Origin of the sequence: Streptomyces enissocaesilis (assembly GCF_039533765.1) — a bacterium.
In the GTDB taxonomy this organism is placed as follows: Bacteria; Actinomycetota; Actinomycetes; order Streptomycetales; family Streptomycetaceae; genus Streptomyces; species Streptomyces enissocaesilis.
Window position 1 is genome coordinate 21,889 of sequence record NZ_BAAAUD010000010.1, and the last position, 14,932, is coordinate 36,820.

Sequence of the window (14,932 nt, forward strand, 5' to 3'; positions counted from 1 at the left end):
CGGCGAGGGCGCCCCGACGGGGCGCCCGGCCTGCTCCAGGAGACGACTCCACAGCGCTGACGCAGCATCGGAAAACAGGCCGGTCGAGCGTCATTTGAGCGTCACGAGCGTCGAATCAGCGTCAAGATATCGCCCTTAACGCCCACAGCGCACCTACCGCGCACCCGCAAAGCTGCAGGTCAGACGTCCTTCTTGACCGGTTCGAGGATGGCGACGCACTCCACGTGATGCGTCATCGGGAACAGGTCGAACGCGCGCAGCGTCCGCACCTTGTAGCCGTTGTCCGCGAAGTACGCCAGGTCCCGGGCCAGCGCCGCCGGGTCGCAGGCCACGTACGCGATGCGGCGGGCGCCCAGGGTGGCCAGGTGCTTGACCGTCTGCTTGCCGGCTCCCGCGCGGGGCGGGTCCAGGACGATCAGGTCGACGTCCGTGATTCCGGTGCGCGGCAGGACCTGTTCGACCTTGCCCTGCTCGATGCGGACCCGCTCGAAGCCCTGGAGGTTGTGGCGGGCGTCCTCCACCGCGCGCTTGCTCGTCTCGATGCCGAGCACCGCGCCCTGGTCGCCCACCCGGTCGGCGATCGCACCCGCGAAGAGGCCGACCCCGCAGTAGAGGTCGAGGGCCGAGTCGCCCTTGCGCGGCAGCAGGCCCTGCATGACGACACGCATCAGGGTGTCCGCGGCCTGCGGGTGGACCTGCCAGAAGCCGCCCATGCCGACGCGGTACGTACGGCCGTCCGCCCGCTCGCGCACGAAGGCGCGGCCGTGCACCCGGTGCACTCCGCCGTCCTTCTCCTCCACGCGCAGGACCGAGACCGGCTTGTCCAGCTCGACGAGGGGGAGGCGACCGCCGGGACGCGGGGTGAGGACGACCTGGCGGTCGCCGGAGCCGGTGGCGGCGATCGCCTCGACCGATGCCATCTGGGGCCAGTCCTGCTGCTCGATGCCGAGTTCGCTGACGCCCGGTGCGGCGATCATGCAGTGGTCGATGGGCTGGACCTCGTGCGAGCGGTGCTTGCGCAGTCCGGCGCGGCCCTCGGCGTCGATGGCGTACTGCACGCGCGTGCGCCACGCGGGCACCTCGCCCTGGGGCAGCTTGTCGCCCTCCGCCGGCATGACGGTGCCGTCCCAGCCCGCCTCCTCCGGGGTGAGGCCCGCGAGGCGCATGAGCTGCTCGGCGACGACCTCGCCCTTGAGCCGCCGCTGCGCGCCCGGCTTGGCGTGCTGCCAGTCGCAGCCGCCGCACTTGCCGGGTCCGGCGTACGGGCAGGGGGCCTCGATGCGGTCCTTGGACGCCTCCATGACCTCGACCGCGTCGGCGCGCAGGTAGCGGGAGGTCTCCCCGCCGTCCGTCACGCGGGCGCGGACCTTCTCGCCGGGCAGCGCGTGCCGTACGAACAGCACCCGGCCCTCGTCGGTGCGGGCGATGCAGTGGCCGCCGTGGGCCACGGGGCCGACCTCGACCTCGTACTCGGTCCCGACCAGGGACTGGTCGGCCGTTTCCTTGGATTCCTTGGATTCTGACTGCATGACGGGGTGACTCCAGAGATCAAAGGGGTACGGCCGGACAACAGCCCACCAGTCTACGTGGGAGTCGTCCGGCCGTTCACCACAGCGAAGCCGGGGGCGGTGTCAGCGCTTGCCGCTGGGCTCCTTGGTGCGGCGGTCGTCCACCGGGCCCCGGCGCACCGCGCCCGGCGGGTTCCACTCCTGGCGCTTCTTCGCCCGTTCCTTCGCAAGTTCGGAGGACCGCAGCTGGTACGGCACCGAGGTCACCATCACACCCGGCGTGAACAGCAGCCGGCCCTTGAGCCGCAGCGCGCTCTGGTTGTGCAGCAGGTGCTCGTACCAGTGCCCGACCACGTACTCCGGGATGTAGACGCTGATCGCGTCCCTCGGGCTCTCGCGCCGCAGGCTCTTCACGTAGTCGATGATCGGCCGTGTGATCTCGCGGTACGGCGAGTCGAGGATCTTCAGCGGCACGTTGATGCCGCGCCGTTCCCACTCCTCCTTGAGCGCCTTCGTCTCGGCCGGGTCGACGCTGATGCTCAGCGCCTCCAGCTTGTCCGAGCGCGTCAGCTTGGCGAACGCCAGGGCCCTCAGCGTCGGCTTGTGGACCTTGGAGACCAGGACGATGGAGTGGACGCGGGACGGGCGGACGCTGTCGTCGGAGGGCCCCTCGTCGGCGGCGATCTCCTCGGCGACGCGGTCGTAGTGCTTGCGGATCGCGGTCATCGTCCCGTAGAAGATCACCATGCCGAGCAGCGCGACCCACGCGCCGTGCGTGAACTTGGTGGCCAGTACGACGACGAGCACCAGACCCGTGAAGAACGCGCCGAAGGCGTTGATCGCGCGGGAGCGGATCATGCGGCGGCGCGCGGCCGGGTCCTTCTCGGTCCGCAGGTGGCGGTTCCAGTGCCGCACCATGCCGATCTGGCTGAGCGTGAAGGAGACGAAGACGCCGACGATGTAGAGCTGGATGAGCCGGGTCGAGTCGGCTTCGTAGATCCAGACGAGCAGGACGGCCGCGCCCGCGAGCAGCACGATGCCGTTGGAGAAGGCGAGGCGGTCGCCGCGGGTGTGCAGCTGGCGCGGGAGGTAGCGGTCCTGCGCGAGGATCGAGCCGAGCAGCGGGAAGCCGTTGTACGCCGTGTTCGCGGCCAGGAAGAGGACGAGCGCGGTGGCCGCCGCGAGCAGTACGAAGAAGAACGTTCCGTCGCCGAAGACGGCGGCCGCGACCTGGGAGATCACCGGGTCCTGGACGTAGTCCGGGCCGACGGCGACGCCGTCGTGGATGAGGTCCTTGGCCGGGAACTCCGCCATCTTCACGTCGGTGGCCATGGCGAGGCCGATGATCCCGCAGAACATGGTGACGGCCAGCGCGCCCATCAGGGCGAGCGTGGAGGCGGCGTTCTTGCTCTTGGGCTTGCGGAACGCGGGCACGCCGTTGCTGATCGCCTCGACGCCGGTGAGCGCCGCGCAGCCGGAGGAGAAGGCGCGCAGCAGCAGGAAGACCAGGGCGAAGCCGGCCAGGCCCTCGTGCTCGGGCTTGATCTCGAAGTCGGAGGTCGGGGCGTGCATGGTGTCGCCCATGACCATTCCGCGATAGGTGCCCCAGGCAATCATAATGAAGACGCCCGCCACGAAGACGTACGTGGGGATGGCGAAGAGCTTGCCCGACTCCTTCACACCGCGCAGGTTCATGAGCGTCAGCAGCACGATGATGCCGATGGCGCACGCCACCTTGTGCTCGACGACGAAGTGGATCGCGGAGCCGAGGTTCTCCACCCCGGAGGAGATCGACACGGCGACGGTGAGGACGTAGTCGACGAGCAGGGCACTGGCGACGGTCAGTCCCGCCTTGGGGCCGAGGTTGGTGTTGGCGACCTCGTAGTCACCGCCGCCGCTCGGGTAGGCGTGCACGTTCTGGCGGTACGAGGCCACCACCGTGAACATCAGCACCACGACCGCGACGGCGATCCACGGGCTGAAGTGGTACGCCGACACGCCCGCGATGGAGAGCACGAGAAGCACTTCTCCCGGTGCGTACGCCACGGACGAGAGCGGGTCGGAGGCGAAGACGGGAAGTGCGATGCGCTTGGGCAGGAGTGTTTCTCCCAGCCTGTCGCTGCGCAGCGCCCGGCCGATCAGGATCCGTTTGGGCACGTCGGTCAGTTTGGACACGCAGAGGATCGTAAGCGTTCGAAAAGGACACCGCCCAACCACCACCCCCACTTTTACGGAACCTGAACGGGCGGCTCATGCCGGACGTGATCGATGGCACGTTCGGGGTTGACGCTACGGTGGACGGAGACAGGGGCGAGGCAGTACCGGGCACTTTGCCCCGTGCCACCCCCGGTGAGCCGAGAAGGAAGATGTGAGCAGGGTGTTTGTGCAGGCCGGCGGGGCGACCAGGAGTGCGGGGTAACGGGACGATGCACGTCGTCATCATGGGCTGCGGGCGAGTGGGAGCCGCTCTCGCGCAGACCCTGGAGCAACAGGGGCACACGGTCGCGGTGATCGACCGCGACCCCACGGCCTTCCGCCGCCTGGGGTCCGGTTTCGGGGGCCGCAGGGTCACCGGGGTCGGCTTCGACCAGGACACCCTCCGCGAGGCCGGCATCGAGGAGGCCGGCGCGTTCGCGGCGGTGAGCAGCGGCGACAACTCCAACATCATCGCGGCCCGGGTGGCCCGCGAGATGTTCGCGATCGAGAACGTCGCGGCCCGCATCTACGACCCGCGCCGCGCCGAGGTCTACCAGCGCCTGGGCATCCCCACCGTCGCCACGGTCCGCTGGACCGCCGACCAGATGATGCGGCGGCTGCTGCCGTCCGGGGCGGAGCCGCTGTGGCGCGACCCGAGCGGAGGTGTGCAGCTCGCCGAGGTGCACACCTCTCCCGCCTGGATCGGGCACAAGATCAGCCGGCTCCAGGAGGAGACGGGCGTGCGCGTCGCGTTCCTCACCCGGCTGGGCGAGGCCGTACTGCCGACGTCCCAGACCGTGCTCCAGGAGGGCGACCTCGTCCACGTGATGATGCGTACGGAAGAGATCGCGAAGGTCGAGGCGGCCTGCTCGCAGGGTCCCGAGGAAGGCGGTCACGCATGAGGGTCGCTATTGCCGGTGCCGGCGCGGTGGGCCGTTCCATCGCGGGCGAGCTGCTGGAGAACGGTCACGAGATCCTGCTCATCGACAAGGCGCCGACCGCCATCTCGGTGGAGCGGGTGCCGCTCGCCGAGTGGCTGCTGGCCGACGCCTGCGAGATCACCTCGCTCGACGAGGCGGCGCTCCAGCGCTGCAACGTGGTGATCGCGGCGACCGGTGACGACAAGGTCAATCTGGTCGTCTCGCTGCTCGCGAAGACCGAGTACGGGGTGCCGCGCGTCGTCGCCCGCGTCAACAACCCCAAGAACGAGTGGCTGTTCACCGAGGCATGGGGCGTCGACGTCGCGGTCTCCACGCCGCGTCTGATGTCGGCGCTGGTCGAGGAGGCGGTGAGCGTCGGCGATCTCGTACGGCTGCTGCGCTTCAGCCACGGCGACGCCAACCTCGTCGAGCTGACGCTGCCGCCCGAGTCGGCGCTGGCCGGCACGCAGGTCGGGGACGTGGACTGGCCCGAGGACACCTCGCTGGTCACCATCATCCGCGGTACGCGCGTGCTCACGCCGAGCCAGGAGGAGACCCTGGAGGCGGGCGACGAGCTGCTGTTCGTGGCCGCTCAGGCGCGCGAGGAGCAGCTGGAGGACCTGCTGTCGGTCCGCAAGGCGGACACGACGGGCTGACGGCCGTACGTACGAGAGTGGGGGCCGCGGCCNCCGCGCGCTCCTTCTCGGCCCTCTCCTGCGCCTCCATCTCGGCGAACACGTCGATGGGCGGCGGCGCCTTCGCCAGGAAGATCCAGGTCAGGTAGACCGCGAGCAGGAACGGCGGGATCTTCAGCGCGATCAGGACCCAGCCGAGCTGGGTGGTGTCCGCCCACCAGTACAGCGGGAAGAGGATCGCGCACTTGCCGAGCAGGATCAGGCCCCAGGCCCAGCTCGCCTTGGCGTACGCCTTCTTGCGTCCGGGGTTGCGCGTCCGCCAGGAGAGGTTCTCCTTGAAGATCGGGCCGAGGATCAGGCCGATCAGCGGGACGCCCGCGAGCGTGGTCACGATGTACGCGAGGGCCAGGCCCAGGGTGTAGATCATGCCCGGCAGGTAGAAGTCCTTGGCGTTGCCGGTCATCATCGCGAAGACGACGCCGAAGGCGACTCCGAAGACCCCGCTGAAGGCGTGCTTGACGGTGTCCCGGCGGATCAGCCGTACGGCGACGAGCAGCAAGGACACCGCGAGGGCGGCGATGGCCGAGACGTGCAGGTCCTTGTTGATCGTGAAGATGGTCACGAACAGCAGACCGGGGAGCACGGTCTCCACCATGCCCCTGAGGCCGCCGAAGGCCTCGAAGAGGGCGGCCTCCGTGACGGCCTTCGCGTCCTGGGCGCTCTGGACGTCCTGAGCGTCCTGAGCGGCTGCTGCGCTGTCGTGATCCGTCGCGGTCGGCTTGTCGAGAGACGTCACCGGCTACTCCTGTCCGAGCGGTCGGAGTTCGTATTTGGGATTGAAGAGCACCCGGCGGCCGTGGCTCATGGAGATCCGGCCCGAGGCGATGAGCCTGCGGCCCGGTTCTATGCCCACGATGGAACGCCGGCCCAGCCACACCACGTCCAGTGGCGCGGTGCCGTCGAACAGCTCCGCCTCCAGGGCGGGCACACCGGCCCGGGGACGCAGGGTGACCGTGCGCAGGGTACCGGTCACCTTCACCACCTGGCGGTCGTCGCAGTCGCAGATGCGTGAGCACCCCGCGGCCTGGGCGTCCTCCTGGAGCTCCGCGGAGTGCAGGTCCTCCTGCGAGGTGGAAAGCCGGTCGAGCATCCGGCGGAACCGGCCGGCGGGCTTCTCCGAACGTGGTACGGCACTCATACCCGAAGGGTACCGGGGAGCGGGCCCGCCCGGATCACACCCGAACAGCCCGGCAGCGCACCGGAACAGCCCCGCAGAGCACCGGACCGGCCCCGCAGGGCACCGGACCGGCCCCGGGTCACGCCGGACCGGCTCCGCGGCGCACCGGACCGGACCCGCATCACCGCTCGAAGCGGTATCCCATGCCGGGCTCGGTGACGAAGTGCCGGGGGTGCGAGGGGTCCGCCTCCAGTTTGCGGCGCAGCTGCGCCATGTAGACCCGCAGGTAGTTGGTCTCGGTGCCGTACGAAGGGCCCCAGACCTCCTGGAGGAGCTGCTTCTGGCTGACCAGGCGGCCCGTGTTCCGTACGAGCACTTCCAGGAGGTGCCATTCGGTGGGCGTCAGCCGTACGTCCCTGCCGTCGCGGTGCACCTTCTTCGCGGCCAGGTCGACGGTGAAGTCGCCGCCCGCGTCGACGAGCACGTCGTCCCCGGCGGCGCCGGCCGGTTCGGCCCTGCGGACCGCGGCGCGGAGCCTGGCCAGGAGTTCGTCCATGCCGAAGGGCTTGGTGACGTAGTCGTCGGCCCCGGCGTCCAGCGCCTCGACCTTCTCGTCGGAGGTGTGGCGGGCGGAGAGCACCAGGACCGGTACGCGGGTCCAGCCGCGCAGCCCCCTGATCACCTCCACGCCGTCCATGTCGGGCAGGCCGAGGTCCAGGACGACCACGTCGGGGTGGCGCGCGGCGGCGAGCCGGAGCGCGGTGGCTCCGTCCGGGGCCGCGTCCACCTCGTACTTGCGCGCCCTCAGGTTGATCACGAGGGCGCGTACGATCTGCGGCTCGTCGTCGACCACGAGCACCCGGGTCATGTGGTGCCTGCCTTTCTGCGGGACGTACGGAACAACACGGGCGCCCGGGTCATGAGGTGACCCGGGCGGAAAGGCCGGGACGTGCCGGGGCCTGTCCGGGGACCGCCTTGAGGGTGAGGACCATCGTCATGCCGCCCCCGGGCGTGTCCTCGGCGGTCAGCGTGCCGCCCATGGACTCGACGAAGCCGCGGGCGACGGCGAGGCCGAGGCCGACTCCGGCGCCGCGCGGGGCGTCCCCGTACCGCTGGAACGGCTCGAAGATCCGCTCCTTGCCGTCGTCCGGCACGCCGGGTCCGCGGTCCGCGACGCGCAGCTCGACGCGGTCGCCGAGCGCGCTCGCGGCGACGGAGACGGGGGCGTCGCCGGGGCTGTACTTGACGGCGTTCTCGACGATGTTGGCGACGGCGCGTTCGAGGAGTCCCCGGTCGACGGCCACCATCGGCAGGGTCTCCGGGATGTCGAGGCCGACGCTCTCGGCCGGTACGCCGACGAGGGCCATCGGGACGACCTCGTCGAGGTCGGTCTCGCGGATGAGCGGGGTGACGGTGCCGGTCTGGAGCCTGGACATGTCGAGGAGGTTGCCGACGAGGTGGTCCAGGCGGTCCGCGCCGTCCTCGATGCCCGCGAGCAGTTCCGCCTCGTCGGTCTGCGACCAGGCCACGTCGTCGGAGCGCAGGGACGACACGGCTGCCTTGATGGCGGCCAGCGGTGTACGCAGGTCGTGGCTGACGGCGGCGAGCAGGGCGGTGCGGATGCGGTTGCCCTCGGCGAGCTTGCGCGCCCCCTCGGCCTCCCCGACCAGGCGCTGGCGGTCCAGTACGACGGCGGCCTGGGCGGCGAAGGCACCGAGCACCCGGCGGTCCTCGGCGGGCAGCACCCGGCCGGAGAGGGCGAGTGCCATGTGGTCGCCGATCGGCATGTCCACGTCGGCGTCCTCGGGGCGGCCGAGCGGCCTGGGTCCGACGCCGGCGGCGCAGGTCCAGGGGTCGATGTCGCTCGCGCGTTCCAGCAGCGCCACGGAGTCCATGGCGAAGGTCTCCCGTACCCGCTCCAGGAGGGCGTCCAGGGTCGTCTCACCGCGCAGGACGCTGCCCGCGAGGAAGGAGAGGATCTCGGACTCGGCGCGCAGCCGGGCGGCCTGGTGGGTGCGGCGGGCGGCCAGGTCGACCACGGAGGCGACCGCGACGGCCACCGCGAAGAAGATCACTATGGCGACGATGTTCTTCGGGTTGCTGATCGTCAGGGTGTGGGTGGGCGGCGTGAAGTAGTAGTTCAGCAGGAGCGAGCCGACGGCGGCCGACGCGAGCGCGGGCAGCAGTCCGCCGAGCAGGGCGGCGACGACGGTGAGGAAGAGGAAGAGCAGGACGTCGTTGGCGAGCCCGGGGCCGTTCTCCATGCTGGTGAGCAGCAGCGAGAGCAGGACGGGCGCGACGACGCCGACCAGCCAGCCGGAGACGATCCGGGCCCGGCCGAGGCGGGCGCCGCGGGCGACGGGCAGGCCCCGGCCCTTGGCGACGTGGTCGTGGGTGACGATGTGGACGTCCAGGTCGGGGCCGGACTCGCGGGCCACGGTGGCGCCGACGCCGGGGCCGAAGACGTACTGCCAGGTCTTGCGGCGGCTGGAGCCGAGCACGATCTGGGTGGCGTTGACGCCGCGGGCGAACTCCAGCAGCGAGGAGGGGACGTCGTCGCCTATGACGTGGTGGAAGGTGCCGCCGAGGTCCTCGACGAGGGTGCGCTGCACGGCGAGTTCCTTGGGCGAGGCCGAGGTCAGCCCGTCGCTGCGGGCGACGTAGACGGCGAGGATCTCGCCGCCGGAGCCCTTGGCCGCCATGCGTGAGGCGCGGCGGATGAGGGTACGGCCCTCGGGTCCGCCGGTGAGGCCCACGACGATGCGCTCGCGCGCCTGCCAGGTGGAACGGATGTTGTGCTCGCCGCGGTACTGCTGGAGGTACTCGTCGACGCGGTCGGCCACCCACAGGAGCGCCAGTTCGCGCAGCGCGGTGAGGTTGCCGGGGCGGAAGTAGTGGGACAGGGCGGCGTCGAGCTTGTCCGGCTTGTATATGTTGCCGTGGGCCATGCGGCGGCGCAGCGCCTGGGGCGACATGTCGACCAGCTCGATCTGGTCGGCGCGGCGGACGACCTCGTCGGGTACGGTCTCCCGCTGCCGTACGCCGGTTATCGACTCGACGACGTCGCCGAGGGACTCCAGGTGCTGGATGTTGACCGTGGAGATGACGTCGATGCCCGCCTGGAGCAGTTCCTCGACGTCCTGCCAGCGCTTGGCGTTGCGCGATCCGGGGACGTTGGTGTGGGCGAGTTCGTCGACGAGGGCGACGGCGGGACGGCGTCCGAGGACCGCGTCGACGTCCATCTCGGTGAAGACCGCGGAGCAGTACTCGATCGCGCGGCGCGGAATGCCCTCCAGGCCGCGCAGCATCACTTCGGTGCGCGGCCGGTCGTGGTGCTCGACGAAGGCGACGACGCAGTCGGTGCCGCGCTCGACCCGGCGGTGGGCCTCGGAGAGCATGGCGTACGTCTTGCCGACACCCGGCGCCGCGCCGAGGTAGATCCGAAGCTTGCCGCGTCCCATGGCCCCATTGTCTTCCAGCGAGGTGCTGCGGCCCGGTGGGCCGGCTCTGGTGAAGCTACAGCCCCGGAATGCGGCAGAACGGGCGGGGGCGGGGATCAGAGGTGCGTATTGACACAACTCTGATGCCCGCCGGCGCCCTTCGGACTCGGACGTGCCGGCCTCGGACGTGCCGGCCTCAGACGTGCTCGACGAGGTGGCCGTCGCCGAGTTCGAGCACCCGGTCGGCGAGGCCCAGGAGCTGGGCGTCGTGCGTGGCGACCAGCGCGGTGACGCCTTCGCTCCGTACGACCGCCCGCAGCAGCTCCATCACGGCGAGGCCGGTCTCCGCGTCGAGCTGGCCGGTGGGCTCGTCCGCGATCAGCAGCGCCGGCTTGTTGGCGAGCGCGCGGGCGATGGCGACACGCTGCTGCTGGCCGCCGGAGAGCTCGCCGGGACGCTGCGCCGCGTGGTCGGCGAGGCCGACGAGGGCGAGCAGCAGCTCGACGCGCTCCTCGCGCACCTTGGGGTCGGTCCTGCGCAGCCGCATGGGCACGCCGACGTTCTCGGCGGCGGTGAGGATGGGGATCAGGCCGAAGGACTGGAAGATGAAGCCGATGCGGTCGCGGCGCAGGGCGAGCAGGCCGTCCTCGCCGAGGCCCGCCAGTTCCGTTCCGTCGACGACGATGCGGCCCCGGTCGGCGGTGTCGAGGCCGCCGACCAGGTTGAGCAGGGTCGTCTTGCCGGAGCCCGACCGGCCCTTGAGCGCGACGAGCTCGCCGCGCGGCACGTTGAAGGAGACGCCGCGCAGCGCGTGGACGGCCGCCGCCCCCGTGCCGTAGGAGTGGTGCAGATCCGTCACCTCGACCATGGGCCCCTCGGCCGGACCGGCGGCCACGGCCGTGCCGGTGCTGCCCCTGGTGCTCTCGCTCATACGTACTCCCCCGTGCGGTGGTCCGGCCGGGCGTCAGTATGGTCACGGCGCGCCCGGCCCCGCAACGGTCACGTCAGTCCCTGGCCGCTCCCCCGGCCACGAGCTCCTTGAGCGCGATGTCGAGCCCCGGGACGTTCGCCCGGGGCTCCCCCGTGAAGCCGAGGGTCCGCCCTTCGGTGTGGTCCCCGACCTGCTTCGCCACCCGCCCGGCGTCCAGGCCGGGGCGGGCCTCGCGCAGGTACGCGGGCCAGCGCGTCCGCGCGGTGGGACCGGCGCCGACCGCGTGGCAGATCCGTTTCTCCACCCGCAGACGGGGCGGTGCGCGGTAGACGCGGGCCATGTGGTCGCCGAGGGGCCGGTGGACCAGGCCGAGCGCCACGACGAGCGCGAGGGGCTGGAGCACGCCGGCGAGGACAGGGCTCATGACGGGGCTCAGAACCGCTCCGGGTACACGAGGGCGAGGACGAGATAGCCCAGCAGGGAGACGGCCACGACCAGCCCGACGATGTTCTCGGCAGTCACAGCTTCGCCACCCCCTCGGCGACGAGTGCCATCAGCGCGAAGACCGCGAGTGTGGTGACGGCGAAGGCCAGGTCGGCCATCGGGTGCTCCTGGGTGCGATACGGATTCTCTGACCCCCCGAGGAAACCCCTCCCCCGCCGGGCCGGGCCGTCCGTTGACGCCCCCCATACGGCCGGGGGCGCCGCGTTGACGGGATCCGTACGGAACGATCCGAACGATCCGAACGGAACGCGAAAGCCGGTGGGCCGCACCCCCGATGCGGGAGTGCGGCCCACCGGCCCCGTCTGCTGTGGTTCAGTCCCTGCGCACCAGGACGATCAGCGCACCTCGGTGATCTCGGGGCCACGCTGCAGCTGGCCCATCCCGCCGGAGAAGCGCGAGCCCTCCTGCTCCTCCTGCTGGACGCCCTCGGGCACCATCTGCGCGTCGTTCGGCAGCTTGAGGACGATCGGGTCACGCGGCGCCATCGGCCCCTCGCCCCGTACGACCACGGTGTCCTTGAAGACGTGCTCCAGCACGCCCGCGGCCTCCGGGTGCACCGCGCCCTGGCCGGAGATCACTCCGCGCAGGAACCAGCGCGGCCCGTCGACACCGACGAAGCGCACCATCTGCACGCCACCCGTGCCGTCCGGCAGCTGTACGGGCACCTGGGCCCGCAGCTCCCAGCCCAGCGGTCCCTCGACCTCGTCGATGACGCCGCCCTGCTGGGTGATGCCCGACGCGATCTCCTCGCGGACCTCGCCCCAGATGCCTTCCTTCTTGGGTGCCGCGAAAGCCTGGAGCTGGACGGCGCTGTCGCGCAGCACGACCGTCGCCGCGACGATCGCGTCACCCGCGACCTCGACCCGCAGTTCCATGCCCTCGACTCCGGGCACGAACATTCCACCCAGGTCGACCCGGCCCTCGCCGGGCTCCATGACCTCGGACACGTCCCACGGACCGTCCGGGCGGGGCGCCGGCGGCAGGTTCACCCTGCGGACCGACCCGTCGCCGTCGGCGGCCTCGTCAGGCTCGACGTCGTCGACGACCTGCTCGGCCTCGCCCGCCACGTCCTGGGCGGATTCGCTCTTCTTGCGACGTCCGAACACGTCACTGTCCTTCCCGGTCGGATACGACCGATGCGTATCGATTCCCACCCGTCCGGCCGTCCACGGCGGCATGACCACCGGTGGAACCGAAGCCCCCCTCGGCCCGCGCCGATCCGGGAAGCTCCGCGACCTCGTGGAAGCGCACCTTCTCGACCTGCTGGACGACCAGTTGGGCAATCCGGTCGAAGCGCTCGAACCGCACACTCTCGCGCGGGTCGAGATTGACCACGATCACCTTGATTTCCCCACGGTACCCGGCATCCACCGTCCCCGGGGCATTCACGAGGGCGACTCCGCAGCGGGCGGCGAGACCGGAGCGCGGGTGCACGAAGGCCGCGTACCCGTCGGGCAGCGCGACAGACACCCCGGTGGGGAGCACCGCGCGTTCGCCGGGGGCGAGCTCGGCGGCTTCCGTGGTGACCAGGTCGGCTCCCGCGTCACCCGGATGTCCGTACGAGGGCAGCGGTACGTCGGGGTCGACCCGGCGGATCAGCACGTCGACAGGGTTACGGGTCACGGGTTCACCTCGAAGGCGCGGGCGCGCCGGGCCTGGTCGGGGTCGGCCATCGCCGCCCGGATCTCCTCCGGGCGTCCGTTCTCGACGAAGTGGTCGACCTTGACTTCGATGAAGAGGGCGTCGGCGCGGACGGCCACGGGCCCGTCGGGGCCGCCGATCCGTCCGGTCGCCGTGGAGTAGATCTTGCGGCCGTGCACCGCGGTCACCTCGGCGTCGAGGTGCAGCACGGTGCCGACCGGCACGGGACGTACGAAATCGGTCTCCAGCCGGCCGGTCACCGCGATGACCCGCAGCAGCCAGTTCAGCGAGCCGAGCGTCTCGTCGAGCGCCGTGGCCAGTACGCCGCCGTGCGCGAGTCCGGGAGCGCCCTGATGGGCGGCCTTGACCGTGAACTCGGCCGAGACCTGTACGCCTTCACCGGCGCGGGCCTGGAGGTGCAGCCCGTGGGGCTGGCCCCCGCCGCAGCCGAAGCAGTGCTCGTAGTGCGCGCCGAGGAGCTCTCCGGGCGGTGGTGCGCCGGGGTGCCTGACCGGGGCTATGGCGTCGGCCGGGGGGATCAGGGCCGCGGACCCGGGGGCCGCCTCCCGGGGGTTCTCAGTACTCACAGGCGCAGACCTTACCCGCGCGGGTACGCGCAGGTCGCGCCGTGTCAAGCTTGGTTTCATGCAGCCTTCAGCCCCGCAGTACGCAGAACGCCTGACCGCACCCCGTTCCTGGTGGATCATCGCCGGGCTCCTCGGCATCGCGGGCGGGCTGATGCTGCTGCCCCTGGGCGTGCTGCCGATGCTCGGCGGGCTGATCGGCGCCGGCGCGCTCGCCGCCGCAGGTGTGAGTGCGTACGGCTCCCAGCGGATCCGGGTCGTCGGGGACGCGCTGATCGCGGGCGACGCCCGCATCCCGGTCTCCGCGCTCGGCGAGGCCGAGGTGCTGGACGCCGAGGAGGCCCGCGCCTGGCGGTCCCACAAGGCGGATACGCGCGCCCACATGCTGCTGCGCAGCTACATCCCGGGAGCGCTGCGCGTGGAGGTCGCCGACCCGGCCGATCCGACGCCGTACCTCTACCTCTCGACCCGTGATCCCGAGGGCCTGGCCGCCGCTCTCGCGGCCGTACGGGCGGGCTGAGCGGGGGCCGCGCTAGCCCTCCAGCTCCTCGCGGCCCCGCCCGGGCTCGGCCGGGGGCTGCTCCAGGGGCGGCAGCTCGGGCAGCGCGTCCCAGGGGATCTGGGTGCGACGCAGGTCCGCGCGGATCCGGTCGGCGAGCTTTCTGGTGTCGCGGTGGTTCATCACGGCGCCGACGGCGGCGCCGACCATGAACGGCATGAGGTTCGGCAGGTTGCGGACCATGCGCTTCATGATCTGCTGCCGCAGCTGGCGTTTCATCTGCGTGCCCAGCCCGGCGCTGTACGTGGCCGGACTGGCCACGTCGATCCCCCGCTCCTGCGACCAGGAGTTGAGGTAGGCGATGCTGCGCTGGGCGAGAGTGCCGGGCGGCCGCATGCCGTAGACCTCGTGGAGCTCCGCGATGAGCTTCAGCTCTATCGCGGCGACGCCGGTGACCTCGGCGGCCAGCTCGGCCGGCATGGCGGGGGGTACGGGCAGCATGGCGGCCGCACCGATTCCCGCCCCCACCGTGGAGGTGCCGTTGGCCGCGCCCGCCACCAGCCTGTCGGCGATCTGTTCCGGGCCGAGACCCGGGAACTGCTTGCGCAGGGTCGGCAGGTCACGTACGGGAACGCGCGGCGCGTTCTCGATGATCCGGTCGGCGAGGAAGCCGACGGCGGCCTTCGCGCTCTCGCCGCCCCTCCGTACGCCCTGCCTGACAGCCGCCAGGCGCCGGGTCCTGGCCGGGGACCCTTCCGCCACTTCGAGCGAGGCCGTCAGGCCCCGCTCGTCGTCACGTGCGCCGACGGCCGCGCTCACGTCTTGCTGCGCCTCCGGCGAATCCTTCCTCCGGAAACGCTTCTTCCTGGACGGTGTCGCGCCTGCCACGGCCGGCCC

General features: G+C 71.4%; 15 protein-coding genes and 2 pseudogenes. 3 read left to right on the top strand and 14 right to left on the bottom strand.

Translation table 11 applies throughout. The features are described 5' to 3' along the window. Window positions 1–179: 179 nt before the first annotated feature. A complete protein-coding gene (locus ABD374_RS03400; protein ID WP_344490350.1) occupies window positions 180–1,529 on the bottom strand; it encodes a class I SAM-dependent RNA methyltransferase in 1,350 nt (449 codons plus the stop codon). 102 nt (window positions 1,530–1,631) lie between these two features. Then, on the bottom strand, window positions 1,632–3,683 hold the full coding sequence (locus tag ABD374_RS03405; protein WP_344490353.1) for an APC family permease: 2,052 nt from the start codon (window positions 3,681–3,683) through the stop codon (window positions 1,632–1,634). A 251-nt stretch (window positions 3,684–3,934) separates the two neighbouring features. On the opposite strand from ABD374_RS03405, the gene ABD374_RS03410 reads away from it, so the two are divergent. Both ABD374_RS03410 and ABD374_RS03415 read left to right on the top strand, forming a co-directional pair. Beyond that, a complete protein-coding gene (locus ABD374_RS03410; protein WP_093798603.1) occupies window positions 3,935–4,606 on the top strand; it encodes a potassium channel family protein in 672 nt (223 codons plus the stop codon). Continuing rightward, on the top strand, window positions 4,603–5,280 hold the full coding sequence (locus ABD374_RS03415; RefSeq protein WP_344490359.1) for a potassium channel family protein: 678 nt from the start codon (window positions 4,603–4,605) through the stop codon (window positions 5,278–5,280). Before ABD374_RS03410 ends, ABD374_RS03415 begins: the two co-directional genes overlap by 4 nt. Before the next feature lie 25 nt (window positions 5,281–5,305). Here ABD374_RS03415 and ABD374_RS03420 read toward each other — a convergent pair. The 11 genes and pseudogenes from ABD374_RS03420 to ABD374_RS03470 form a co-directional block, all read right to left on the bottom strand. After that, window positions 5,306–6,055 (bottom strand): annotated as a pseudogene (locus ABD374_RS03420) (DUF3159 domain-containing protein); the annotation flags it as partial. Between the two features lie 3 nt (window positions 6,056–6,058). After that, window positions 6,059–6,457 (bottom strand): OB-fold nucleic acid binding domain-containing protein, encoded by a 399-nt coding sequence (locus tag ABD374_RS03425; RefSeq protein ID WP_214972983.1) that lies wholly within the window; start codon window positions 6,455–6,457, stop codon window positions 6,059–6,061. Window positions 6,458–6,617: 160 nt separating this feature from the next. Continuing rightward, window positions 6,618–7,304, bottom strand: a complete 687-nt coding sequence (locus tag ABD374_RS03430; protein WP_344490367.1) for a response regulator — start codon at window positions 7,302–7,304, stop codon at window positions 6,618–6,620. Between the two features lie 49 nt (window positions 7,305–7,353). Beyond that, complete coding sequence (locus ABD374_RS03435) at window positions 7,354–9,897, bottom strand: ATP-binding protein (protein ID WP_344490370.1); 2,544 nt, start codon at window positions 9,895–9,897, stop codon at window positions 7,354–7,356. A gap of 175 nt (window positions 9,898–10,072) precedes the next feature. After that, window positions 10,073–10,807 carry an ABC transporter ATP-binding protein gene (locus ABD374_RS03440; RefSeq protein ID WP_344490373.1) on the bottom strand — a complete coding sequence of 245 codons (735 nt, stop codon included), beginning with the start codon at window positions 10,805–10,807 and terminating at the stop codon, window positions 10,073–10,075. A gap of 232 nt (window positions 10,808–11,039) precedes the next feature. After that, window positions 11,040–11,231 (bottom strand): annotated as a pseudogene (locus ABD374_RS03445) (potassium-transporting ATPase subunit KdpA); the annotation flags it as partial. 8 nt (window positions 11,232–11,239) lie between these two features. Continuing rightward, entirely contained in the window at window positions 11,240–11,329 is a 90-nt protein-coding gene (kdpF, locus tag ABD374_RS03450) for a K(+)-transporting ATPase subunit F (protein WP_063789431.1), read from the bottom strand. Beyond that, window positions 11,326–11,604 (bottom strand): hypothetical protein, encoded by a 279-nt coding sequence (locus ABD374_RS03455; protein ID WP_344490379.1) that lies wholly within the window; start codon window positions 11,602–11,604, stop codon window positions 11,326–11,328. The genes kdpF and ABD374_RS03455 overlap by 4 nt, the downstream gene beginning before the upstream one ends. Window positions 11,605–11,646: 42 nt before the next feature. Beyond that, on the bottom strand, window positions 11,647–12,417 hold the full coding sequence (locus tag ABD374_RS03460) for a DUF3710 domain-containing protein (protein ID WP_344490382.1): 771 nt from the start codon (window positions 12,415–12,417) through the stop codon (window positions 11,647–11,649). A 1-nt stretch (window position 12,418) separates the two neighbouring features. Further along, window positions 12,419–12,934: a dUTP diphosphatase gene (gene dut, locus ABD374_RS03465; protein ID WP_344490385.1), complete on the bottom strand. Its 516-nt coding sequence runs from the start codon at window positions 12,932–12,934 to the stop codon at window positions 12,419–12,421. Next, the gene (locus tag ABD374_RS03470; RefSeq protein WP_344490667.1) at window positions 12,931–13,473 is read right to left on the bottom strand and encodes a PaaI family thioesterase; all 543 of its coding nucleotides are present in this window, start codon (window positions 13,471–13,473) and stop codon (window positions 12,931–12,933) included. Before ABD374_RS03470 ends, dut begins: the two co-directional genes overlap by 4 nt. 124 nt (window positions 13,474–13,597) lie before the next feature. Here ABD374_RS03470 and ABD374_RS03475 point away from each other — a divergent pair, with 124 nt between their 5' ends. Continuing rightward, entirely contained in the window at window positions 13,598–14,056 is a 459-nt protein-coding gene (locus ABD374_RS03475) for a DUF3093 domain-containing protein (RefSeq protein WP_344490388.1), read from the top strand. 12 nt (window positions 14,057–14,068) lie between these two features. Here ABD374_RS03475 and ABD374_RS03480 read toward each other — a convergent pair whose 3' ends face one another. Further along, a complete protein-coding gene (locus tag ABD374_RS03480) occupies window positions 14,069–14,923 on the bottom strand; it encodes a hypothetical protein (RefSeq protein ID WP_344490391.1) in 855 nt (284 codons plus the stop codon). Between the last annotated feature and the right edge of the window lie 9 nt (window positions 14,924–14,932).